Annotated in this window: 17 protein-coding genes; 12 read left to right on the top strand and 5 right to left on the bottom strand. The window is 74.1% G+C overall.

Going from position 1 to position 23,966, the window contains the following annotated elements:
• Positions 1-15 precede the first annotated feature (15 nt).
• Complete coding sequence (locus tag C7C46_RS17315) at positions 16-237, bottom strand: hypothetical protein (RefSeq protein WP_110670611.1); 222 nt, start codon at positions 235-237, stop codon at positions 16-18.
• Entirely contained in the window at positions 234-1,781 is a 1,548-nt protein-coding gene (locus C7C46_RS17320; RefSeq protein ID WP_110670613.1) for a PspC domain-containing protein, read from the bottom strand. The genes C7C46_RS17315 and C7C46_RS17320 overlap by 4 nt, the downstream gene beginning before the upstream one ends.
• Before the next feature lie 253 nt (positions 1,782-2,034).
• Between C7C46_RS17320 and C7C46_RS17325 the strand changes: the two genes are divergently transcribed.
• Positions 2,035-3,417, top strand: a complete 1,383-nt coding sequence (locus C7C46_RS17325; protein WP_245984474.1) for an ATP-binding protein — start codon at positions 2,035-2,037, stop codon at positions 3,415-3,417.
• Positions 3,410-4,096 carry a LuxR C-terminal-related transcriptional regulator gene (locus C7C46_RS17330; RefSeq protein WP_110670615.1) on the top strand — a complete coding sequence of 229 codons (687 nt, stop codon included), beginning with the start codon at positions 3,410-3,412 and terminating at the stop codon, positions 4,094-4,096. Before C7C46_RS17325 ends, C7C46_RS17330 begins: the two co-directional genes overlap by 8 nt.
• 84 nt (positions 4,097-4,180) lie before the next feature.
• Here C7C46_RS17330 and C7C46_RS17335 read toward each other — a convergent pair whose 3' ends face one another.
• Positions 4,181-5,521: an acyltransferase family protein gene (locus C7C46_RS17335; protein WP_110670617.1), complete on the bottom strand. Its 1,341-nt coding sequence runs from the start codon at positions 5,519-5,521 to the stop codon at positions 4,181-4,183.
• 289 nt (positions 5,522-5,810) lie between these two features.
• Here C7C46_RS17335 and C7C46_RS17340 point away from each other — a divergent pair, with 289 nt between their 5' ends.
• The 6 genes from C7C46_RS17340 (at position 5,811) to icmB (ending at position 14,936) form a co-directional block, all read left to right on the top strand.
• Positions 5,811-7,097, top strand: a complete 1,287-nt coding sequence (locus tag C7C46_RS17340) for a glycosyltransferase family 87 protein (protein WP_110670619.1) — start codon at positions 5,811-5,813, stop codon at positions 7,095-7,097.
• 119 nt (positions 7,098-7,216) lie between these two features.
• Positions 7,217-8,506 carry a glycosyltransferase family 39 protein gene (locus C7C46_RS17345; RefSeq protein ID WP_146259110.1) on the top strand — a complete coding sequence of 430 codons (1,290 nt, stop codon included), beginning with the start codon at positions 7,217-7,219 and terminating at the stop codon, positions 8,504-8,506.
• A 64-nt stretch (positions 8,507-8,570) separates the two neighbouring features.
• Positions 8,571-10,076: a glycosyltransferase family 39 protein gene (locus tag C7C46_RS17350; RefSeq protein ID WP_181442397.1), complete on the top strand. Its 1,506-nt coding sequence runs from the start codon at positions 8,571-8,573 to the stop codon at positions 10,074-10,076.
• 134 nt (positions 10,077-10,210) lie between these two features.
• The gene (locus C7C46_RS17355; protein ID WP_110670626.1) at positions 10,211-11,749 is read left to right on the top strand and encodes a glycosyltransferase family 39 protein; all 1,539 of its coding nucleotides are present in this window, start codon (positions 10,211-10,213) and stop codon (positions 11,747-11,749) included.
• 57 nt (positions 11,750-11,806) lie between these two features.
• A complete protein-coding gene (gene pcrA / locus C7C46_RS17360) occupies positions 11,807-14,389 on the top strand; it encodes a DNA helicase PcrA (RefSeq protein WP_110670628.1) in 2,583 nt (860 codons plus the stop codon).
• A 139-nt stretch (positions 14,390-14,528) separates the two neighbouring features.
• Entirely contained in the window at positions 14,529-14,936 is a 408-nt protein-coding gene (icmB, locus tag C7C46_RS17365; protein WP_110670630.1) for a coenzyme B12-dependent isobutyryl CoA mutase small subunit, read from the top strand.
• A gap of 25 nt (positions 14,937-14,961) precedes the next feature.
• On the opposite strand, the gene C7C46_RS17370 is transcribed toward icmB, so the two are convergent.
• Both C7C46_RS17370 and C7C46_RS17375 read right to left on the bottom strand, forming a co-directional pair.
• The gene (locus tag C7C46_RS17370; RefSeq protein ID WP_110670632.1) at positions 14,962-16,548 is read right to left on the bottom strand and encodes a DUF5691 domain-containing protein; all 1,587 of its coding nucleotides are present in this window, start codon (positions 16,546-16,548) and stop codon (positions 14,962-14,964) included.
• On the bottom strand, positions 16,545-17,501 hold the full coding sequence (locus tag C7C46_RS17375) for an SWIM zinc finger family protein (RefSeq protein ID WP_110670634.1): 957 nt from the start codon (positions 17,499-17,501) through the stop codon (positions 16,545-16,547). Before C7C46_RS17375 ends, C7C46_RS17370 begins: the two co-directional genes overlap by 4 nt.
• 210 nt (positions 17,502-17,711) lie before the next feature.
• Between C7C46_RS17375 and C7C46_RS17380 the strand changes: the two genes are divergently transcribed.
• The 4 genes from C7C46_RS17380 to sucC all read left to right on the top strand — a co-directional run bounded on the left by C7C46_RS17380 (position 17,712) and on the right by sucC (position 23,951).
• On the top strand, positions 17,712-18,806 hold the full coding sequence (locus C7C46_RS17380; RefSeq protein WP_110670636.1) for an ATP-binding protein: 1,095 nt from the start codon (positions 17,712-17,714) through the stop codon (positions 18,804-18,806).
• Positions 18,807-18,868: 62 nt separating this feature from the next.
• A complete protein-coding gene (locus tag C7C46_RS17385) occupies positions 18,869-21,307 on the top strand; it encodes a DUF5682 family protein (RefSeq protein ID WP_220040640.1) in 2,439 nt (812 codons plus the stop codon).
• A 30-nt stretch (positions 21,308-21,337) separates the two neighbouring features.
• Complete coding sequence (locus C7C46_RS17390; protein ID WP_110670641.1) at positions 21,338-22,495, top strand: VWA domain-containing protein; 1,158 nt, start codon at positions 21,338-21,340, stop codon at positions 22,493-22,495.
• A 280-nt stretch (positions 22,496-22,775) separates the two neighbouring features.
• On the top strand, positions 22,776-23,951 hold the full coding sequence (gene sucC, locus C7C46_RS17395; RefSeq protein ID WP_110670643.1) for an ADP-forming succinate--CoA ligase subunit beta: 1,176 nt from the start codon (positions 22,776-22,778) through the stop codon (positions 23,949-23,951).
• Positions 23,952-23,966 lie beyond the last annotated feature (15 nt).

Consider the following 23,966-nt stretch of genomic DNA (forward strand, 5'->3'; position numbering starts at 1 on the left):
GCTGCCGGCGCGGTGTCAGTCCGGCCCCGGGCGCTGCCCGGGGCCGCGGTCGCGCCGGGAGAACGCCGTGACCGCCCCGATCAGCCCGGCGGCGCCGAGCACGATGAAGGTCACCGGCAGCACGATCCGGCCGTTCACCGAGAAGCCGCTCAGCGAGGCGGTCAGGTAGAGCACCCCCAGCACGGTGAACAGGGTGCCGGCCAGGAACGAGAAGACGTCGAACCGATGCCGCTTCATCCGCGCACCACCTGGATCTCACCCGCGCCGACCTCGACGGTCAGCTCGATCGTTCCGTTGTCCGCGCCCCCGGCCACCGGGGCCAGGTGCACCAGGTGGTGCTCGCCGACGCCCTTGCGGTCGGAGCCGGGGGGCAGTTGCGGGCCGTACAGCCGGCCGGCCACCACCCGCAGGTCCAGGTCGGCGGCGGTGTGCGGCGGCAGCACCACCCGCACGTTGCCCGCGCCCACCTTGACGCGGCTGCCGACGGTGCCACCGCCCGGGTTCACCCCGCTCAGGTCCAGGTCCAGTTCGCCCGCGCCCAGCACGTACTCGGACTGGACCGCGGCCGCGTCGGCCGGGGCGTACTCGCGGTGGCCGAAGGCGTTGTCGCGCACGGTCGGGGAGTTGCCCAGGGCGACCAGCCCGAGCGTCACCGCCAGGGCGGGCAGCACCAGCACCTTGGCCCGGCCGACCTTGGCGCCGAGCAGGATGGTCAGGCCCAGCACGGTCAGGCCGGTGGCCAGCACGGTGGCCAGCGGGCTGTGCCCGGCGGTGTGCGCGGTGCCGGCCCAGACCGCCCAGGAGGCCAGGGCCGCGACGGCCAGGCCGAGCCAGGCCAGCCCCGAGTGCGACCGGCGCTCCCGGCGGGCCGGCGGCGGGGTGGGCCGGGCCGCGGCCGGCTCCTTGCGCAGCGGGTCGCCCTCGGGCAGGTCGGCCCGCTGCCACCAGGCGGGCGCGGGGGTGCCGGGCGGCGGGGCGGCGTCGAACGGGGGGAGGTACGGGTTGCGCTCGGGGTGGCGCGGGTCCCAGAGGTAGCCGGTGCGGCCCTCCGCGGTGTCGGCGGGCGGCCGGTCCTCGGGGGCGGCGGTGCGCGGGTCCCAGCGGTAGTCCGCCCGGTGGGCGCCGCGCTGCTCGGCCCGGTCGGCCACCCGGGCGGCCAACTGCTCGCCCAGGTCGGCCTTGCGGGCGGTCCACTCGGCGTGGAAGTCCTCCCGCCAGGTCTTCCAGTCGGCCAGTGGGGAGGGGGCGTCGGAGCTGCGGGCGGGCCGGTCGTAGGGACCCTCCGGGCGCGGCGGGGCGCCGCGGCCGCGGGCCCGGCGGCGGCGCTCCGGGTCGTGCCGGACCGCGAAGAAGATCATCGCGCCGAGCAGCAGCAGCGGGAAGAAGGAGTCTCCGCTGCCCATCCAGGAGAAGAAGACGCCGGTGCCGATCACGGTGAGCAGCACCGCGCCGATCGACTGGCCGTCCACCCGGCCGGTGAGCACCCGCTGCAGCTCGGTGCGCCCGTGAGTACCCTCCGGGTGCTCGGTCGGCATGATCAGCCAGGCCAGCCCGTAGACGAACAGGCCCAGGCCGCCGGTGAGGCAGAGCACCGCGGTGACCACCCGGAAGACCACCGGGTCGATGTCCAGGTGGCGCCCGAGGCCGCCGCACACCCCGCCCACCACCCGGTGGCTGTCGCTGCGGGTCAGCGGGGGGCGGGCGGTGGGCTGCGGATCCGGCTGCGGCGGCTGCCGCTCGGCGTCCGGCCCGGCCGCCGGCTGGCTCTGCTCCTCGGTCATGCTCCCTATCCTGCGGGCTCGCGCTCGCGGGCGGCACCGGGATCGGCCCCCTGGCGACCCTGATCTCTCCCTGAGAGCCGGTCAGGGTGCCCGCCGCCGAAGCACCGTCACCGCCTACCTAGGGGACGGACCCTGATGCGTGCGGCCCCGCCGACATGTGACCATCAGGGGCGTGGCAGCCCCCGGAACCGAACCGACCTCCAGCCCGCCCCTCGCCGAGAACCCCGCCGGCGCGGGCGGCGAGCCGTCCCCGGTGCCCGGCCGCCCGCCCTACCGCAAGCTCTACCGCAGCCCGCACTCGCGGATGCTCGGCGGGGTCGCGCACGGGTTGGCGGTGCACCTGGGCCTGCCGGTGGCCTGGGTCCGGGTGGGGTTCGTGCTGCTCTTCTTCGCCAACGGGATCGGGGTGCTGCTGTACGCGGCGTTCTGGTTCGTGGTGCCGATCGGGATCGGCGAGCCGGCGCTGGGCAGCGACTGGGTCTGGGCCGGCGGCCAGTTCGTGCCCGCCGGGGCCTCCGGGATCACCCCCGATCCGCTGCGCAAGGACCGGCGCGGTCGGCTGGGCCGGCTGCGCGACCTGCTGCAGGGCACCTTCCAGGGCGAACCGGTGATCGCCGAGACCGTGCCGCCCGGCACCGAGCCGGGCAGCCGCCCGGGTACCAGCCGGCAGAACGCGGGCCAGCTGGCCGCGCTGCTGATGCTGGTGATCGGCGTGATGGCGCTGCTCAACGCGCTCGGCATCCAGTCCGCCAAGCCGTACACCTGGCCGCTGCTGGCGATCGGCGTCGGGGTCGCGCTGGTCTGGCGGCAGGCCGACGACTCGCGCTGGCAGCGCTGGTTCGGCCTGGACGGCGGGCGGCGGCGCACCGCGGTGGCCCGGGTCGGCGCCGGCGTGCTGCTGGTCACCGCCGGCATCATCGGCTTCCTGGTGCTGCAGGGCATCGGCTCCACCCCCGCCGCGGTGGTCGAGGCCTCGCTGGCGGTGCTGGCGGGTGTGGCGGTGCTGACCGGTCCGTACGCGCTGCGGATGTGGCAGGACCTGGGCGCCGAGCGGACCGCCCGGATCCGGGCCCAGGAGCGGGCCGAGATCGCCGCGCACATCCACGACTCGGTGCTGCACACCCTGACCCTGATCCAGCGTCGGGCCGAGGACCCCAAGGAGGTGCAGCGGCTGGCCAGGGCCCAGGAGCGCGAACTGCGGCTGTGGCTCTACCGTCCGGAGGCCGCCGCCGAGGCCGCGCCCGATACCCTGGCGGAGCGGATCCGCGAGGTGGTCGCCGAGGTCGAGGACCGGCACGGCGTGCCGATCGAGCTGGTCTGCGTCGGGGACTGCCCGATGGACGAGAAGATCGCCGCGCAGCTGCGGGCCGCCAGGGAGGCGATGGTCAACGCCGCCAAGTACGGCGGCGGGGGCCCGGTGCAGGTGTACGCCGAGGTCGAGGGGAGGACGGTGCTCGTGTACGTGCGCGACCGCGGCCCCGGCTTCGACCCCGAGACCGTTCCGGAGGACCGGATGGGCGTGCGGGAATCGATCATCGGTCGGATGAAGCGCAACGGCGGGACCGCCCGGGTGCGCCCCGCGCCGGACGGCGGTACCGAGGTCGAGCTGGAGATGGAGAGAGCCGCAGATGACTGACGCTGTGCCCGCCGAGCCGGGCCGGACCGCGCGGGTGGTCCTGGTGGACGACCACCGGATGTTCCGCACCGGGGTGCGGGCCGAGATCGGGCGGACCGAGACCACCGGCATCGACGTGGTGGGGGAGGCCGACGACGTCGAGTCGGCGGTCAAGGTGGTGGCCGAGACCCGGCCTGACGTGGTGCTGCTGGACGTGCACCTGCCCGGCGGCGGCGGGGTCGAGGTGCTGCGCCGCTCCGCCGCGGTGATGGGCGAGCCCGGCGGGGTGAAGTTCCTGGCGCTGTCGGTCTCCGACGCGGCCGAGGACGTGATCGGGGTGATCCGCGGCGGCGCCCGCGGCTACGTCACCAAGACCATCACCGGCACCGACCTGGTGGACGCGGTCTTCCGGATCGCCGACGGGGACGCGGTCTTCTCGCCCCGGCTGGCCGGCTTCGTGCTGGACGCCTTCGCCGCCACCGACACCCCGCCGGTCGACGAGGACCTGGACCGGCTCACCCAGCGCGAGCGCGAGGTGCTGCGGCTGATCGCCCGCGGCTACGCCTACAAGGAGATCGCCAAGCAGCTGTTCATCTCGGTGAAGACGGTGGAGAGCCACGTCTCGGCGGTGCTGCGCAAGCTGCAGCTGAGCAACCGTCACGAGCTGACCCGGTGGGCGGCGGCACGCCGGCTGGTCTGAGGGTGCCCGGAACACGAGGGAGCCGCTGTCCGCGAGCGCGGACAGCGGCTCCTTCCTCGCGCAAGGTCCGGGGCTGGCAGTCGCTCAGCCCTCGGCGGCGGCCCGCTCGGCGGCCGCCGCGACGCTGCGGCGGTCGAGCGCCTTGGAGACCCGCTTGCCCAGCTTCTGACCCGGCATCTCGACCAGCTTGTAGGTCAGGTGGCTGACCAGCAGCACGCAGGCGACGAAGAACGCGGGCAGCAGCCAGCGGCCGGCCCCGGTGGTCGGGAAGTGCACCACCTTGTCCTTGAACCACCAGGTGCCCCAGAGGACCGGAATGTGCACCACGTAGACCGAGTAGCTGATCGCGCCCAGCCAGGTCAGCACCCGGGGCCAGCGGCGGCCGCGCAGCAGCATGCCCAGGCCGAAGACCGCCCAGGCGGTCACGTAGGGGAGCGAGAAGCCCTGCCAGGAGCCGGTCCAGGTGCGGTCGAGCGCCTTGCCGTGGTTGTACATGTAGCCGACCAGGAAGCCCGCGGTCAGCACGAAGGCGCAGCAGATCCAGGCCAGCAGCCGGTCGATCTGCCCCTTCTCGGCCCGGAAGATCGCGGTGCCCGCGAACATCGTGGCCAGGATCATCATGCTCTCGTAGAACGTGGACCGGGCGTTCAGGAAGAGCAGCGCGGCACCGAGGCCGCCCAGCACCAGGGCGCCCAGCCGGATCAGCTCGGGGCGGCCGAGCAGGACCAGGACCAGGCCGGTGGCCATGACCGCGACGGTGGCGACGATGATGTGGTGGGTCTGCGCGGGGGCCACCCAGGGCTGCTGCGGGGTGATCAGCTGCGGCGTCCACCAGGCGCCGAGCAGCAGCGCGGCGCCGGCGAAGAAGACCGAGATCGGGGCGCTGTTGCGGTGCCAGCCCTTCACGAAGAGCGCGCTGACCAGGAAGTAGAAGACCATCTCGTAGCAGAGCGTCCACATGGCGCCCAGGGCGCTGGCGATGTTGGTCATCTCGTGCAGCAGGGTCAGGTTGGCCAGGGAGGCCCAGTACGGACGGTCCGTGACCTGGCTGGGGACCGCGGAGTAGGAGTGCGGCAGCAGCACCAGCGACAGGCCGACCGCGATGATCAGCAGCGGGTAGATCCGGAAGAGCCGGCCGACCCAGAACCCGCGCACGTCTCCGCGACGCTCCAGGGAGGCGGGTACGATGTAGCCGCTGACCAGGAAGAACAGCATGACCGCGAAGATTCCCAGGTCGAACTTCTTCTCGAAGTCCGTCCCCCAGGAGAACCACTTCAGCAGGCCGAAGTGGTGGATCGCGACCAGCAGGGCGGCGATGCCCCGCAGGCCGTCGAGCCACCCCAGGCGGGGAGCGGGCCGGGCGGCCGGGGCATCCGTCGGGTCGCCGATGGTCAGTTCGGCGGGCTGGTTTGCAGTCACGGTCACACGGGGAGGCTAGCCTACCGAACCCGGGCCCTGCATGGCGCGGGCCGCGCCCCGCGCGTGAGTGCCGCCGCCGGCCGCTCGCGGTGTTCGAGCGCGAGGAGTGCGTCTGCGGAGGACAGGTGAGACTACCGGTCGTGCGGCGCCACATAATAGGGTCTTGACGGTTGCCGGGCAGTGGCCCGGTAGACGCGCGTCGCGGCCGACTCCGAGCAAAGCTGCTCCGGGGCTCGGTCGCGTTACCGTGTCTGCGCACTTTTCCGCCCGTGACACCCGCGACTGACGGAGCACGATGTCTGAGACCATCACGGAGAGCCGCCCGGCGGCCGGCGATGCCACCGGTTCCTCGTCGGCAGGTGGTTGGCCCGCGCTGGTGTGGTGGAACCCGGTCAGCTGGCCGGTGCGGATCCTCGCCCCGCTCGGCTACTGGGTCTCGACCCGACTGATCATGATCATGACAGTCTTCCAGACCCACGAGAACTCCAACGGTGAGGTCCACCGGCTCTACCAGGCGTGGGCGCAGATCCTGCGGCACGGGTCCTACCCGATCGGGGACCCCACCTGGCAGTACCCGCCGGGGGCGGCCGGGGTGATCCTGGCGCCGCTCGCGGTGCCGGGCGTGAACTACGTCCAGGGCTTCGTGGTGGTGACGCTGGTCGCCGACCTGGTCGTCATGGGGGCCCTGCTGCGCTACGGCAGCCGGCCGGAGCGCTCGCTGGCCGGGGCCTGGGTCTGGCTGCTGACGCTGCCGCTGATGACCTACATCCCGTACGCGCGGTACGACGTGATCGTCTCGCTCTTCGCGGTGCTGGCCCTGCTCTGGCTGCAGCGCAGGCCGTGGCTGGGCGGCGGCATGGCCGCGCTCGGCGCGATGATCAAGGTCTGGCCCGCCTTCGCCGTCTTCGGCGCGCCGCGCGGGCGCTCGCTGCGCTCGGCGGCGCTCGGCTTCGTGGCCTCGGCGGTCGCGCTGGTGGTGATCGCCATGGCGCTGTTCAAGGGCTCCTTCGACTTCCTCAACGGCCAGGGCAACCGCGGCGTCGAGTTCGAGTCGCTGCCCGGCAGCATCCTGCTGCTGGCCCACCAGTTCGGCTACCAGGGCAGCATCGCCTACCGGTACGGCTCGCTGGAGATCGTCGGCCCGCACGTGGAGACGATCGGCAAGGCCATGCTGGTGCTGAGCGTGGTCGGCTTCTGTTGGCTGCTGCTGTGGCGGCTGCGGGCCCGGACCTTCTCCGACGCCACCCCGGCGGACGCCGCGCTCGCCGTCGTACTGGTCTTCATCACCACCAGCCGGGTGATCAGTCCGCAGTACCTCATCTGGGTGGCCGGCATCGGCGCAGTGTGTCTCAGCTTCAAATCGACCACCCAACGCCCGATCGTGGGGCTGCTGGTCCTCGCCACGGCGATGACCACGGTGGAGTTCCCGCTCTTCTGGCAGGACGTGATCGCCGGCAAGCCCGGCTTCGACGCTCTGCTCGCGGCGCGCAACCTGATCCTCCTGGTGGCGACCGTGTGGTCCTGTGCCAGGCTGTGGCGGGCCACGGTGACGCGAGGCAGTCGGCGGGGCCTTTCGAAGTAGTGCGGCCCCGGCCGTCCGTCAGCCGATCGTGCCGCACGGCCCGACCGCGATTATCGAGGTGTTGTGATCACTAGCAAGGAGGCCCGGTGCACCGGGCAGGGCCGCGCGGGGGGCGGGTCGTGACCTCACAGCTCGTGGACGAGGCGGCCGCGGTCCGAGTGCCGTCCCGCCGGGGGCACCGGCGGCGCGGAGCACGGTTCGTGGTGCGCGCCGGCCGTACGGTGCGCTACGCCGCACCGGCGCTGCTCGGATACCTGGTGGTGCGCGCGATAGGCGTCGCGGTCCTGCTCAACTGGCACAGCCAGTCGATCATGAACCCCGCCTACCGGCAGTTCTCCGGCGGGCACCACGCGACCGCGCTGATCCAGCTGGCCACCCTCTGGGACGCGCAGTGGTACCTGGACATCGCGCACCACGGCTACGCCGGAACGCCGGCGCATCCGGGTCCGTTCGGTCCGTACCAGCCGTACGCCTTCTTCCCGGTGTACCCGACGCTGATCCGGGTCGTCTGGACGGTGCTGCCGCTGCCGCTGCACTACGCGGCGCTGCTGACCGCCTGGGTGGCGGCGCTGGCGGCCGCCTGGGGCGTCTTCGCCGTCGCCGACAAGCTCTACGGCCGCCGGGCCGGGGTGATCGCCGCGGTGCTGTGGGGCGTGACGCCGTACGCCGTGGTCGAGAGCATGGCCTACTCCGAGCTGCCGTTCTGCGCACTGGCCGCCTGGACCATGTACGCGGCCGTGACCAGGCGCTGGATCCTGGCCGGGGTGCTCAGCACGCTGGCCGGGCTGACCCGGCCGACCGGCGTCGCGGTCGCTGCCGCGGTCGGCATCGGTGCGGCCTGGGTGCTGGTCTCCCAGTGGTGGCGGGCGCGCCGGGGCGACCTGCCGGCCGAGGAGCGGGTCGCCTGGTGGCGGCTGGTCCTGGGCGGCGCGATCGCCCCGGTCGGCTTCGTCGGCTTCATCGCCTGGGTCGGCGTCGTCAAGGGGCGGATGGACGCCTACTTCCGGATCCAGGACGCCTGGCAGTCGCACTTCGACTACGGACGCTCCACCTGGGACTCCTTCCACCACATGCTCACCGTGCCCGGCGGCGTCTGGCTGACCGACCTGGTGGTGGCCGTCGTCCTGGTGGTCTCGGGCCTGCTGCTGGTCCTGTCGGTGCTGCAGCGACAGCCGCTGCCGTTGCTGGTGTTCAGCGCGGTCACCCTGCTGCTGGCGGTGGGCGACGCGGCGTACTTCAACTCCCGCGCCCGCTTCCTGGTGCCCGCCTTCGCCCTGCTGTTCCCGCTGGCGGCGAACCTGGCACGGGTGCGGACCCGGGCGGCGGCGCCGATGGTGCTGGCCTCGGCGGCCGTCTGCTCCGCGCTGTACGGCGGCTATGTGGTCTTCGTCTACCCCAACTCACCCTGAGCAACGGCTCACCATGGGTCACGAGAGAGAATCTGGCAGGTCTGCGGGCATGAGTGTCGGCACAATGAGTACTGCTTCGGCGCCTCCAGAGGGGCCGGAGACGAGCGGGGAGACGCGTGGCGGCCTACGCCGCAGCGCCCTCGACCTGGCCCGGGGGGCTTACTGGCTCTGGCCCGCACTGCTGATGCTGGGCCTGGGCCTCTACGGCAACACGCGGGTCGGTCTGTGGCGGGACGAGCTGGCGACCTGGAGCGCGATCAACCGCAGCACCGGCCAGCTCTACTACCTGCTGCACCACCTTGATGCCGTGTCCGGCGCCTACTACCTGTTCCTGCAGGAGTGGGCGCGGCTGTTCGGCCACTCGCTGGCCGTCCTGCGGCTGCCGTCGGCGCTGGCCATGGCCGTGGCCGCCGTGTTCGTCGCGCTCACCGGCACGAAGCTGTTCGACCGGCGCACCGGCCTGACGGCCGGTCTGCTCTTCGCGCTGATCCCCTCGGTCTCGCGGTACGCGCAGGAGGCCCGCTCCTACGCCATCGTGGTGATGGCGGTGGCGGCGGCGACCTGGCTGCTGCTGCGGGCACTGGAGCGGCCGAGCGCACTGCGCTGGCTGCTCTACTCGCTGACGGTGCTCACCGTCGGCGTCTTCCACATCGTCGCGCTGGCGACCCTTGCACCGGGCGCGCTCGTCGTGGTGCTGCGGTGGCGGCGCGATCGGGACCGGCGCCAGCTCCTGGGGTTCACTTCGGCGGTGCTGGCGGCGGTGCTGGTGGTGCTGCCGATCGCCTACGAGGGGCACAAGCAGGTCGGCCGCCAGCTCGGCTGGATAAAGGCCCCCGACCTGCCGTACGTCGCGGACCCGTTCTGGCGCGGGCTGTACGGGTCCAGTTGGGTGAGCCTGTGCGTGCTGGCGATGGCGGTGCTGCCGCTGGCCTGGCCGCACGGGCGCCGGCCGGCGGTCAGGATCGCGGCCTTCGCGCTGCTGCCGATCGTGCTGATCTGGCTGGTGTCGCAGAGCTCGAGCCACTACTTCCTCGACCGCTACCTGCTCTTCACGCTGCCGGCCTGGACGGTACTGGCCGCCGCCGGGCTGTCCGCGCTGCGGCCGCGGGCCCTTGCGTCGCTCGGGCTGGTGCTGGTCGCCCTGGTCGGGCTGAACGACCAGCAGCACCTGCGGGAGGTGGGCTCGCGCGAGCTCTTCGACGCCAACGCGGCCGCTGCTGTGATCGACAAGGGCTACCAGCCCGGTGACGGCCTGATCGCGGTGCGCGGGGACCTGGCGTTCCTCCAGATCGAGACCGCGGTCGACTACGCGCTGCCGGCCGACCGGACGCCGAGGACCCTGCTGGTCTCGAAGACCGCGGCGCAGATCGGGGAACTGCTGCCGATGCCCTGCGCGGACCCGGCGGCCTGCGTGGGCACCACCCCGCGCGTGTGGGTGGTGACCGTCGGGAACTGGCAGGACCCGTACCGGGGGCTGAGCGTCGGGGAGGTCGCCGCACTGCGCGACTACAAGCAGGTCTCGGTGACCAACGTGCCCGGGCTGATGGTGACCCTCGTCGAGCGGAAGTGACGGTACGGACGATCCAGGGCTGCCGGGCCCCTCGACGGTGACCCCGTGAGGAGTGCCCGGTAGCGGCCTGCGTATCCTTCTCGGGACGCCGGCATCGTGGGGACCCGGCGGGGGACGTTGGCCGGGGGGCAGCGATGAGCATCAGTACGACCTGCGAGGCGCCGGAGGCCGGCCGGACGCAGGACCGTCCGGCCGAGGCCGGACGACAGCTGAAGGACCTGGCGAGACGGGGGTACTGGGTCCCGCCGGGCCTGCTGACCCTCCTGGTCTGCCTCTACCGCATCACCCGGACCGGCCTGTGGCGCGACGAGTTGGCCACCTGGAGCGCGATCGACCGCAGCCCGGGGCAGTTGTACGCGCTGCTGCACCACATCGACGCGGTCTCGGGGGCCTACTACTTCCTGCTCAGGGGCTGGGTCGCCCTGGTCGGGTCCTCGGTGCTGCTGCTGCGGCTGCCCTCGGCGATGGCGATGGCCGGCAGCGCGGTCCTGGTCGCACTGATCGGCCGTCAGGTCTTCGACCGTCGGATCGGCCTGACGGCCGGTCTGCTCTTCACGGTGATCCCGTCGGTCAGCCGGTACGGCCAGGAGGCGCGCTCGTACGCCTTCGCGGTGCTCGCGGTGGCCGCCGCGTCCTGGGCGCTGCTGCGGGCGCTGGAGCGGCCGCGGATCGACCTGCGCGGGGCAGGGTGGTGGGGGCTGTATGCCGGGTCCGTCGGCTGCGCCGGACTCTTCCACCTGGTCTCACTGGCCGTCCTGGCCGGCCACGCCGGGATCGTCGGCCACCGCTGGTGGCGGGTGCGGGCCCGGGGGCCGGTGGCCGGCTTCCTGCTGTCGGTACCGCTCGGCCTGCTGCCCCTGCTGCCGCTGGCCTGGATCGGCATGCACCAGCAGGGGCAGCAACTCGGCTGGCTGGATGCGCCGAGCGTCCAGTACGTCGGCGATGCGTTCTGGCCCGGCCTGTTCGGTTCCTCCTGGACCAGCATCACGGTGATGGCACTGGCGGTGCTGCCGCTGGCCTGGCCGCGCGGCCGGCGCCGCACGCTGGACCTGTACCTGCTGGCCCTGCTGCCGGTCGGGCTGGTCTGGCTGGTGTCGCAGGGCGGTTCGCACTACTTCCTCGACCGGTACCTGCTCTTCACCCTGCCGTTCTGGGTGCTGCTCGCCGCGAGCGCACTGGCCGGGCTGCGCCCGCGGGCGGTCGGCCTGGTCGGCCTGGTGGCGGTGGTGCTGCTGGCCGGGCCGCAGCAGATCCAGCTGCGGAAGCCGGACGCGCGCGAGCGTTTCGACGCGGCCCGGGCGGCGGCCGTGCTCGCTGCGGACTACCGGCCGGGCGACGGTCTGGCCGTGCCCAGGGGGCCCTACCACTGGTTCTTCCAGGTGGACACGGCACTGCGCTTCTACCTGCCGCCGCAGGTGGCGCCGACCGACGTGTTCCGGGCGAAGTCCGCCGTGCAGCAGCAGGGGCTGTACTCGGCGGCCTGCTCGCAGGACCGGACGCTCGCCTGCCTGGCGGCGGTGGCGCCGCCCCGGATCTGGGTGGTGACCGTCGCGGACCGCAACGACCCGTTCGCCGGCCTGTCCGACACCGAGAAGGCCGCGCTGACCTCGCAGTACCGGGTGCGGTCGGTGACCGAGGTGCCGGGCATGGTGCTCACGCTGATGGAGCGCTAGTTCGGATTCTCGGGAGCCGCCGGAACTGTCACCGGCGGGCCATAGACTCGAAGAGCCATGAGTAGCCTCTTTGACGACCTCCCGCTGCCCGGCTTCGAGCACTTCGAGGCCAAGCCCGCCGCCGTGCCGACCGCGGACCTCGCCGAGGAGCCGCCGCCCGAGGAGTACGACGCGGGCGGGTACGACGAGGAGACGATCCCCGCCGACCTGTTCCGGACCGACTACGCGGCCCAGGACGAGCGCGACGCCCACTACCGCAACGGCGCCCACCGCCCGGTGGTGGACCCGGCGCAGCTGCTGGCGGGGATGAACGACCCGCAGCGCGAGGCGGTGCTGCACGCCGGCTCGCCACTGCTGATCGTGGCCGGCGCCGGCTCGGGCAAGACCCGGGTGCTGACCCACCGGATCGCCTACCTGCTGGCGGCCCGCGGGGTGCAGCCGGGCGAGGTGCTGGCCATCACCTTCACCAACAAGGCCGCCGGCGAGATGCGCGAGCGGGTGGAGCAACTGGTCGGGCCCCGGGCCCGGGCGATGTGGGTCTCCACCTTCCACAGCGCCTGCGTGCGGATCCTGCGCCGGGAGAGCAAGCGGCTCGGCTTCACCTCCAGCTTCTCCATCTACGACTCGGCGGACTCGCAGCGCCTGATGGCCCTGGTCTGCCGTGACCTGGACCTGGACCCCAAGCAGTTCCCGCCGAAGTCCTTCACGGCCAAGGTCTCCAACCTCAAGAACGAGCTGATCGACGAGGAGAGCTACGCCGCGCAGGCCGCCAACCCGATGGAGCGCAAGCTGGCCGAGGCCTACGCGCTCTACCAGGCCCGGCTGCGCGAGGCGAACGCGCTGGACTTCGACGACATCATCATGACCACCGTCCACCTGCTGCAGGCCTTCCCGGACGTGTCCGAGCACTACCGGCGCCGGTTCCGGCACATCCTGGTGGACGAGTACCAGGACACCAACCACGCCCAGTACACCCTGGTGCGCGAGCTGACCGGCGGCGCGGCGGGTGCGGCCCCCAAGCGCACGGTGGACGGCGAGTTCGTCAACCCCGCCCAGGCCGGCCTCGCCGAGCTGCCGGCCGCCGAGCTGTGCGTGGTGGGTGACGCGGACCAGTCCATCTACGCCTTCCGCGGCGCGACCATCCGCAACATCCTCCAGTTCGAGGAGGACTACCCGGCCGCCACCACGATCCTGCTGGAGCAGAACTACCGCTCCACCCAGACCATCCTGTCCGCCGCCAACGCGGTGATCGAGCGCAACGCCAACCGGCGCGCGAAGAAGCTCTGGACGGCCGGCGACGACGGCGAGAAGGTGGTCGGCTTCGTCGCCGACGACGAGCACGGCGAGGCCCAGTTCATCGCCGAGGAGATCGACCGGCTGACCGACGCCGGCCACGCCCGCCCCGGCGACGTGGCGATCTTCTACCGGACGAACGCCCAGTCCCGGGTGTTCGAGGAGGTGTTCATCCGGGTCGGCCTGCCCTACAAGGTCGTCGGCGGGGTGCGCTTCTACGAGCGGCGCGAGGTCCGGGACGTGCTGGCCTACCTGCGGGTGCTGGCCAACCCCGAGGACACCGTGCCGCTGCGCCGGATCCTCAACGTGCCCAAGCGCGGCATCGGCGACCGGGCCGAGGCGATGGTCGAGGCGCTGGCCGCCCGGGAGCGGATCTCCTTCGCCCAGGCGCTGCTGCGGGTGGACGAGGCGTACGGGATGGCCGCGCGCTCGGCCAACGCGGTGAAGAAGTTCAACGCGCTGCTGGCCTCGCTGCGCCAGGTGGTCGACTCGGGCGCGGGCCCGGCGGCGATCCTGGAGGCGGTGCTGGAGGAGACGGGTTACCTGGCCGAGCTGCAGTCCTCCACCGACCCGCAGGACGAGACCCGGGTGGAGAACCTCCAGGAGCTGGCGAGCGTCGCGCTGGAGTACGAGCAGGACCCGGGCGAGCGGCCGGACGCCGGCGAGGACGGCGCGCCGCCGGTCGGCTCGCTGGCCGACTTCCTGGAGCGGGTCGCGCTGGTCGCCGACTCCGACCAGATCCCCGACGACGAGGACGGCCAGGGTGTCATCACCATGATGACCCTGCACACCGCCAAGGGGCTGGAGTTCCCGGTGGTCTTCCTGACCGGCATGGAGGACGGGATCTTCCCGCACATGCGGGCGCTCAGCCAGGTCAAGGAGCTGGAGGAGGAGCGGCGCCTGGCCTACGTCGGGCTGACCCGGGCCCGCCGGCGGCTCTACCTGACCCGCAGCGTGCTGCGCAGCGCCTGGGGCCAGCCGGCCTACAACCCGGCCTCTCGGTTCCTGGAGGAGATCCCGGCCGAGCTGGTCGACTGGAAGGGCAACGCGGCCAAGGCGCAGGCCGCCGCCCGTTCGCTGACGGTCAGCGGGAGTCGCGGTGGCGGCGGTGGCGGCTTCAGCTCGCAGGGGCCCAAGGCGGGTTGGGGCAAGTCGGCGCGCTCCGCGGTGGTCGAGCGCGAGGTGGTCGCGCTGGCGGTGGGCGACCGGGTCAGCCACGACAAGTTCGGGCTCGGCACGGTGGCCCAGATCGAGGGCGCGGGCCACAACGCCAAGGCGACCATCGACTTCGGCGCCGAGGGGCGCCGGACGCTGGTGCTGCGCTACGCCCCGGTGGAGAAGCTCTGACCGCGGGTGCCGCGCGGCCCGGAGTCCAGGCCGGGGGGTTGTGATTTTCCCCTCGCTTTGGCCGCGGACGGGCGGGCCCGTGGGGCGGGGCGCTAACCTCCCCTCAGGTCGGTTATCGCTGGTTAACATGGAGGCAGTGATGGGTGTGTCGGGCCCGATCCGGGTGGTGGTCGCCAAGCCGGGGCTGGACGGTCACGACCGTGGTGCGAAGGTGATCGCGCGCGCCCTGCGGGATGCCGGCATGGAGGTGATCTACACCGGCCTGCACCAGACTCCGGAGCAGGTGGTGGACACCGCGATCCAGGAGGACGCGGACGGCATCGGCCTGTCGATCCTCTCCGGCGCCCACATGACGCTCTGCGCCAAGGTGATCGAGCTGCTCAAGGAGCGGGACGCCGCGGACATCAAGGTGTTCTGCGGCGGCATCATCCCCGAGGCGGACGTCGCCGAGCTGAAGGCGATGGGCGTGGCCGACATCTTCACCCCCGGCACCCCGACCGGCGACGTGGTCGCCTGGGTCCGGGCCAACCTGCGCCAGGCCGGCTGAACCGCGACTCACCCGACGGTCGGGCTCACCCGCTGAGCTCGGCCAGCATGGCGGCGCGGAACTCCAGGGTGCCGGCCAGCCGGGCGAAGGTCTCCGCCCAGGCGGTGTCCGGGGCCGCGTCGGCCGCCAGGGCCGCGACCGCCGGCGCCGCGGCCGGCGCGAGCGAACGCTCCGTCAGGCCCAGCACGCCGCTGTGGCTCCACGGGTAGGAGCCGGCGCCGGCCGCCCGCTCCAGTGCGGCCACCACCGCGGTGGACAGCGGCGGCGTCCACGGCACGGCGCAGGCACCGAGCAGCTGGAAGGCGTCGCCCAGCCCGTGGCTGCGCAGGAACGCGGCCGTCCAGGCCGCCCGCTCGGCGGGCGGCAGCACCGCGAGCAGCCTGGCCGGCGCACCCTCGAAGACCCGGCGGGCCCGCCGCGGCACCGGGCCGAGCAGCGCCCGGGCCCACGCCACGTCCCGCTGGCGCACCGCAGCCCTGGCCCAGGCCTCGCGCACCTCCGCCTGCCAGCCTCCCCCCTCCTCCGGCCGGGTCGACCGCCGTGAGCCGTCCACCGCGTCCAGCACCGGCAGGGCGAGCAGCTGACCGGGCGTCAGGGCGAAGGCCGTGCACCAGGCGGCCAGCGGGGTGGCGGCCAGCACCTCGCTCAGCCACCAGGCCTGCTCGCCGCGGCCGGTGGGTGAACTGGGGGCTATCCCGTCCCGGCGCATCCCCTCGTCGCAGCCGCTCGGCGGGGTGACCAGCAGGTGGCTGCCGGCGCCGGCCAGCGTGACCGCGGCCAGCGCGCGCTCGGCCATCCGGGCGCCCAGCGCCGAGCCGGGCAGGCCGGAGAGCAGTTCCGCGGCGGTGGCCCGCACGCCCGGGCTGCCGTCGCCCAGCGCCTGCTCCAGGAACTCCTCGTCGGCCGGCCCCAGGCCGTCCTGCAGCGCGTCCAGGAAGAGCAGCCGGTCCTCGGCCCGCTCGCTCGCCCAGCTGGACCGCAGCAGCGCCAGCCCGGCGGCGGGATCGGTGCGGCGCAGCCGGGTGAGCTGGGTGACCCGCTCGGCGAACAGCCCCTGCTGCCAGATCAGCTCGGGTGCGGTGGGCCCCTCGGCGCCGACCGTGCGCAGCACGTACCGCCACTCGGGGTTGTGCTCGGCCAGCCAGCGGCCCAGCGGACCGGTCACCGCGACCACGTCGCCGCGCAGTTCGCTGCGCGAGCGGGCGGTGTCCAGCAGCGCCGGGACCAGCGCTGCCGGCGGGCGGTAGCCGCGCCGGCGGACCTCGGCCAGCCACTGCGGCAGCAGTTCGACCAGGTTGGCCGCGCCCGGGTGGCCGCCGCGCCCGGCGAGCAGGGTGCGCAGCCGGGTGGCGGCCGGGGCGGGCAGCGGGGGCCGCGGGTCGGCGGGTGCGGGCTCGGCGGTGCGCGGCGCGGGGGCGGGCAGTAGGCCGGCCCGGCGCCGCACGGTGGCCAGCGCGGCCAGCTCCAGCAGGGCGCAGGCGGGGTCGGTGCCGTCCACCGCGGCGGCCGCCTCGGCGAGCGCGGGGGAGCCGGTGAGTTCGGGCAGCGGGCGGCGGTCGGTGCCGAGCAGGGCGACGGTCTGCAGGCGGGCCCAGTCCTGAGCGTCCGTCATGCCGGCACCGCGATCGGCTCGCCCCGCTCGTCCCAGACCGTGACCGGCTCGAAGCCCAGGTGGCCGTACTCGCCGAAGACGGTGACCGGGCGCCCGCCGGAGACCGCGGCGAGGCGCCACAGCCCGGCCTCGCCGCCGGCCGGCGGGCGGACCGGCAGCACGTGCCGGTCGTCCGTCAGCCGCCAGCCGCGCGGGTCGGGCAGCGGGACCGCGCCGGCCAGCAGCACCGGCCAGGACTCGGTCCACGGATCGGCGGCCACCGCCTCGCCGTAGGCGGCGGGGGCGGCGGCCAGCGGCCGGCCGGGCGGAGCGGCCCCGGCCGGCTCGGCGCCGCCGTGGCAGGCGCCGAGCACCGCGCGCAGCGGCCAGGCGGACGGGTGGAAGGCCAGCTCGGCCTCCAGCAGGTGGCCGGTGGGCAGTGCGGGTGCCGGTGCCTGGCCGGGACGGTCGTAGTCGACCAGCAGCGCCGGGCGGCCGGTCTTGGCGCCGCGCAGCCAGGTCTGCCGGGTGGTCACCGGGCCCTCGGCGCGCCGACGGCTGCCGAGCACCAGCCAGCGGTCGCGCACCGTCGGTCCGGCGAGCAGCGCGGCGGTGTCCACGGTGAAGCCGACCCGCCCTCGCACGGTGGCGGCCAGCGGGGCGGGCAGTTCGCCGACCCGCTGGTAGGCGGTGGCCAGCAGGTGCAGCAGGGCGTGCCCGGCCAGCCGCTGCTCGACCGGGAGGGCCGCCAACTCGCGGGCGCGGGCGGCGAGTCCCGGAGCCTGGGCGTCGACCATCCGGGCCGCCACCTGCTCCCAGTCCACCCCGCCCGGCTCGGCCAGCCCGCCGCGCACCCGGTCGGCCAGCACCTGCCGCAACTCCTCGGCCCCGCCGGCCACCCGCTCCGCCCGCCGCCCGGCCCGCCGCGCCGCGGCGAGCGGATCGGCGGGGCCGCTGTTCCTGCGTTCCTCCATGCTCCGAACGCTAGGACGGGGGACTGACAGTAAGTCAGGAGAGCTGCCCGAGCCCGGCCGGCGGCGGTTGTCAGTGCTGCCCGGGATGCTGGTTCCTGTCGGGGTGGTGCGGGTGTTCGTACCCCCGGTGATCTGCGCTGATGCTCCCTGGTACCCCACCGCCACGGCACCCGTGCGCCCTGTGGCGGGCGATGAGACGGAGCCCTTCGAATGAGTGATGAGCAGGCCGGGACGGTGCTGCGGGCGCCCGCCGAGGAGGCGTTCGCCGAGGAGCTGGCCGCGTTGGAGCGGGTGGACGACCGGGTCCGGCCGGGGAGTTGGCGGCTCTCGCCGTGGGCGGTGGCGACCTATCTGCTCGGCGGCACGCTGGCGGACGGCACGGTGGTCACGCCCAAGTACGTGGGACCGCGCCGGCTCGTCGAGGTGGCGGTGGCGACGCTGGCCACCGACCGGGCGCTGCTGCTGCTCGGGGTGCCGGGCACCGCCAAGACCTGGGTGTCCGAGCACCTGGCGGCCGCGATCAGCGGGGACTCCACCCTGCTGGTGCAGGGCACGGCCGGCACCGGCGAGGAGGCGGTGCGGTACGGCTGGAACTACGCGCGGCTGCTCGCCGAGGGGCCGAGCCGGGCCGCCCTGGTGCCCTCGCCGGTGCTGCGCGCGATGGCCGCCGGGCAACTGGTCCGGGTCGAGGAGCTGACCCGGATCCCGCCCGACGTGCAGGACGCGCTGATCACCGTGCTCTCGGAAAAGGCGTTGCCGATACCGGAGTTGGGCGGACAGACTCAAGCTGTCCGCGGGTTCAACCTGATCGCCACCGCCAACGATCGCGACCGCGGGGTCAACGAACTCTCCAGTGCGCTGCGCCGCCGTTTCACCACGGTGGTGCTGCCGCTGCCCGCGACGCTCGACCAGGAGGTCGAGATCGTCGCGCGGCGGGTCGGGCAGCTCGGCCGCGCCCTGGAACTGCCCGAACTGCCGGGCGGCGCGCAGGAGATCCGTCGGGTGGTGACGGTCTTCCGCGAGCTGCGGGAGGGCGTCACGGCCGACGGTCGCACCAAGGTCAGGACACCCACCGGCACCCTCTCCACCGCCGAGGCGATCTCGGTGGTCACCCATGGGCTCGCGCTCGCCGCGCACTTCGGCGACGGCGTGCTGCGCGCCCGGGACCTGGCGGCGGGGGTGCTCGGGGCGGTGGTCCGCGACCAGGTGGCGGACCGGGCGGTGTGGCGGGAGTACCGCGAGGGCGTGCTGCGCGAGCGGGCCGATTGGCGGGACTTCTACCGGGCGGCGTGCGAATTCGACTGAAACACAAATGTACTGACGCAGCGTCAGACAGAGGGATGAACGAGGGGGAGAGGGAAGCGGAGATGACTGGCGAGGTGACCCTGCTCGGAGTGCGTCACCACGGGCCCGGCTCGGCCCGTGCGGTGGCGGCCGCGCTGACCGCGCTGCGGCCGGACGCGGTGCTGATCGAGGGGCCGCCGGAGGCGGATGAGCTGCTGGCCCTGGCGGGGCGGGCGGACCTGGTGCCGCCGGTGGCGCTGCTCGCCCACCCGGTGGGCGAGCCGGCCCGGGCGCTCAGCTGGCCGTTCGCGGCCTTCTCCCCGGAGTGGGTGGCGATCCGGCACGCGCTGGCGCAGGGGGTGCCGGTGCGGTTCGTCGACCTGCCGGCCGCGGCGCGCTTCGCGCTCGCCGAGGAGCCGGCCGGGTCGGACGAGCGGGCCGGGCAGGCCGAGCCGGACCCGATCGCGGTGCTCGCCGCCGCGGCCGGCCAGCCGGACCCGGAGGCCTGGTGGGAGGACGTGGTCGAGCACCGGCTGCCCGACCGGGACCCGTTGGCGCCGTTCGAGGCGATCGCCGAGGCGATGGCCGAGCTGCGCGCCGACGATCCGGTCGGCACCCCGGGCTCGCCCGGGGTGCACCCGGGCACCGGGGCCGGGGTCGGGGCCGCGCGCCCCGGCCCCGGCCCCGCCGGTACCCGGCCCGGATTCGGCGAGCTGCGCGAGGCGTACATGCGCCTGCAGATCCGCGCCGCCCGCCGGGCCGGCCACCGGCGGATCGCCGTGGTCTGCGGCGCCTGGCACGTACCGGCGCTCGCCGCCCCCCGGGCGGCGGGCGCCGACCGCCTGCTGCTCGCCGCCCTGCCCAAGCGGCCCAGGACGGAGGTCAGCTGGGTCCCGTGGAGCCACGGCCGACTGGCGCTGCGCTCCGGGTACGGCGCCGGGATCGAGTCCCCCGGCTGGTACCAGCACCTGTTCGACAGCGCCGACCGCGGCCCCGCGGCACTGGCCCGCTGGTTCGCCAGGGCCGCCGAGCTGCTCCGGGGCGCCGACCACCCGGTCTCCGCCGCCCAGGTGATCGAGGCGGTGCGCCTGGCCGAGACCCTCGCCGCACTGCGCGGACGCCCGGTCGCAGGCCTGGCCGAGACGCTGGACGCGGCGCGGGCGGTGCTCTGCGAGGGCTCCGAGATCGCGCTCGCCCTGGTCCGCGAGCAACTGGTGGTCGGTGAGGTGCTCGGGCAGGTGCCCGCGGACGCGCCGGCCGTACCGCTGCAGCACGATCTGACCCGACTTCAGCGCACCCTGCGGCTGCGCCCCGAGCCGACCGGGCGGGAGCTGGTGCTCGACCTGCGCAAGGAGCTGGACGCGGCCCGCTCGCTGCTGCTGCACCGGTTGCGGCTGCTGGAGCTCGACTGGGGCCGGCCGGTGGCCGGACGCGGTTCCGGGACGTTCAAGGAGGTCTGGCAACTGTGCTGGGACCCTGGGTTGGCGGTCGCGGTGGTGACCGCCGGCCAGTGGGGGAGCACGGTCGAGGCGGCCGCCGCCGGGCGGCTGGCCCAGCTGGCCGGGCAGGCCGCCACCCCGGCGGAGCTGGCCCGGCTGGCCGAGCAGTGCCTGCTCGCCGACCTGCCCGCGGCGCTGCCCGCCGTGCTCGCGGCCCTGGCCGACCGGGCCGCGCTCGGGTCCGACACCGCCGCCCTCGCCGACGCGCTGCCCGCCCTGGTCCGGGCCCTGCGGTACGGGGACGTCCGGGGCACCGACCGCGGCGCCCTCGAACAGGTGGCCCGTGGTCTCGCCGAGCGGGTCCGGATCGGGCTGGGTGCGGCGTGCACCGGACTGTCCGGCGCGGGTGCGGCCGCGATGCGGGACCGTCTGGAGGCGGTGCACCGCGCGGTCGCACTGCTGGAGTCCGGCGCCGGAAGCAGGCTTGACGACAGGTCGGCATCCGACACCGCGTCCGGTTCGCCGGCCGACCGCTGGGCCGCGGCGCTGGCCGGGCTGGCCGACCGGGAGCCGACCGGCGGACCGGCCACCGGGGTGCCCGGACTGCTGCGCGGGCGGGCGGTGCGGCTGCTGCTGGACGACGGGCGGCTGACCTTCGGGCAGGCCCGGCGCCGCCTCGGTCTGGCGCTCTCCGGGGCGGGCGAGCCGGCCGACGCGGCGAGCTGGATCGAGGGCTTCCTGGCTGGCGGCGGCGCCCTGCTGCTGCACGACGCGCAGCTGCTCGGCCTGCTGGACGACTGGCTGCTGGCGGTGCCCGAGCAGGAGTTCACCGCGCTGCTCCCGCTGCTGCGGCGCGCCTTCGCCGAGCTGGAGGCCGGGGTGCGGCGCGGGATCGGGGCCCGGATCGCGGCTGGGCACCCCGCCGCCGCGGGCGGCGGTCCGCAGGCCGAGCCCCCGCTCGACCAGCAGCGCGCGGACGCCGCGCTGCCCACCGTCCGCCTGCTGCTCGGCCTACCGGGCGGCACCCCTGCCCCGTCGCCGCCGGCCCGGATCCCCCGGCAGAGTGACCGCCGCGCCGCCTGACGCCCCCTCATCCCTCCCAGGAGCTGCCGCATGACCGTCCCTCACTCCGCCCACCAGGACGAGCGCCTGCGCCGTTGGCGACTGGTGCTCGGCGACGAGGGCGCCGACGGGACGGGGCGCGCCCTGGCCGGCCAGGACGCCGGCGTGGACCGGGCGCTGGCCGCCCTGTACCGGGGCGAGCCCGGCACCGGCACCGGGCGGCGGCCGGCCGGACTCGGGGCCGGGGCGCCGCAGCTGGTGCGCTGGCTCGGCGACATCCGCCGCTACTTCCCCCGCACCGTGGTGCGGCTGCTGCAGCAGGACGCGATCGACCGCCTGGGCCTGGCCCGACTGCTGCTCGAGCCCGAGATGCTCGCCGCCGCCGAGCCGGACGTGCACCTGGTGGCCACCCTGCTGGCGCTGCGCCAGGTGCTGCCCGAGACCACCCGGGCCACCGCCCGCCAGGTGGTCGCCACCGTGGTGGCCGATTTGGAGCGCCGGCTGGCCGAGCGCCTGCGCAGCGCCCTGGCCGGCGCTCCCGACCGCGGTGCCCGCAGCCACCGCCCGCGCCCGCGCGACATCGACTGGGACCGCACCATCCGGGCCAATCTGAAGGAGTACCTGCCCGAGCACCGCACCGTGGTCCCGCACCGGCTGGTCGGCCACCCCCGGGCCCGCCGCGGCATCGACCAGCAGGTGATCCTCTGCGTCGACCAGTCCGGCTCGATGGCCCCTTCGCTGGTGCACGCGGCGGTGTTCGGCGCGGCGCTCGCCTCGATCCGCACCCTTGACACCCGCCTGGTGGTCTTCGACACCGCGGTGGTGGACCTGACGGACCACCTGGGCGACCCGGTCGAGCTGCTGTTCGCCGCCCAGTTGGGCGGCGGCACCGACATCGACCGGGCGCTGGCCTACTGCGAGTCCCGGATCACCCGTCCGGCGGACACCGTGGTCGTCCTGATCAGTGATCTCTGCGAGGGCGGCAGCCCGGACGGCATGCTGCGCCGGGTGGCCGCGCTGCGGGCCGCGGGGGTGCGGGTGGTGGCGCTGCTGGCGCTGGACGACCAGGGCACCCCGGTCTACGACCAGGAGCGCGCCGCGGCCCTCGCGGCCCTTGGCGCGCCCGCCTTCGCCTGCACCCCGGACGCCTTCCCCGAACTGCTGGCCGCCGCGCTCCAGGGACGCCCGCTGCCGGCCCCCTCGGGCTGAGGCGTCGAGTCGCGCGCCCGGCGTGCGACACGCCAGGACACACCCGTTGTGACGGTTCTCACCTCGGCCTTGCGTCCCCCCGGCGAATCAGGCAGCGCCTGCGGGGATAACCTGCCATGCGGACGTGACGCGCGTGTTGATTGACGTGTGCGCCCGTGGCTGTGAGGACCGCAAGGCCTTTCTCTGCGTACCCCCACCGCCCCGACGACCCGCAGCGAAGATCCTGCCGTGGCACGCTCGTAGAGACACAATCCGCGACCACGAACAAGGACGAACACACGTGGACCTGTTCGAGTACCAGGCGAGGGACCTCTTCGCCAAGCACGGTGTGCCCGTGCTTGACGGTGATGTCATCGAGACCCCGGAAGCCGCTCGTGCCATCGCCGAGCGCTTCGGCGGACGCGCCGTCGTCAAGGCTCAGGTGAAGGTCGGCGGCCGTGGCAAGGCCGGCGGTGTCAAGCTCGCCGCCGACCCGGCCGACGCCGTCGCCAAGGCCGAGGCGATCCTCGGTATGGACATCAAGGGCCACACCGTCCACAAGGTGATGCTGGCCCAGACCGCGGACATCAAGGACGAGTACTACGTCTCGTTCCTGCTGGACCGCACCAACCGCACCTTCCTGGCGATGGCCAGCGTCGAGGGCGGCGTGGAGATCGAGGTCGTCGCCGAGGAGAACCCCGACGCGCTGGCCAAGGTCCCGGTCGACGCCAACGAGGGCTGCACCCCGGAGAAGGCCGCCGAGATCGTCGCCGCCGCCAAGTTCCCGGCCGAGATCGCCGACCAGGTCGCCGAGGTGCTGCAGAAGCTGTGGACCGTCTTCATCAAGGAGGACGCCACCCTCGTCGAGGTCAACCCGCTGATCAAGTCCGGTGACGGCAAGATCATCGCGCTCGACGGCAAGGTCTCGCTGGACGAGAACGCCGAGTTCCGCCAGCCGGAGCACGAGGCGCTCGAGGACAAGGCCGCGGCCAACCCGCTGGAGGCGGCGGCCAAGGCCAAGGGCCTCAACTACGTCAAGCTGGACGGCGAGGTCGGCATCATCGGCAACGGCGCGGGTCTCGTCATGAGCACCCTGGACGTCGTCGCCTACGCCGGTGAGAACCACGGCGGCGTCAAGCCCGCCAACTTCCTCGACATCGGTGGCGGCGCCTCCGCCGAGGTGATGGCGAACGGCCTGGAGATCATCCTGGGCGACACCGACGTCAAGGCCGTCTTCGTCAACGTCTTCGGCGGCATCACCGCGTGCGACGCGGTCGCCAACGGCATCGTGCAGGCGCTGGCCCTGCTGGAGAGCAAGGGCGAGGCGGTCACCAAGCCGCTGGTCGTCCGCCTCGACGGCAACAACGCCGAGCTGGGTCGCAAGATCCTGACCGACGCCAACCACCCGCTGATCGAGCAGGTGGACACCATGGACGGCGCCGCTGACCGCGCCGCCGAGCTGGCCAACGCGAAGTAAGGAAGGGGACTTAAC

It is taken from the genome of Streptomyces tateyamensis, assembly GCF_003205575.1.
GTDB classification, from domain to species: Bacteria; Actinomycetota; Actinomycetes; order Streptomycetales; family Streptomycetaceae; genus Kitasatospora; species Kitasatospora tateyamensis.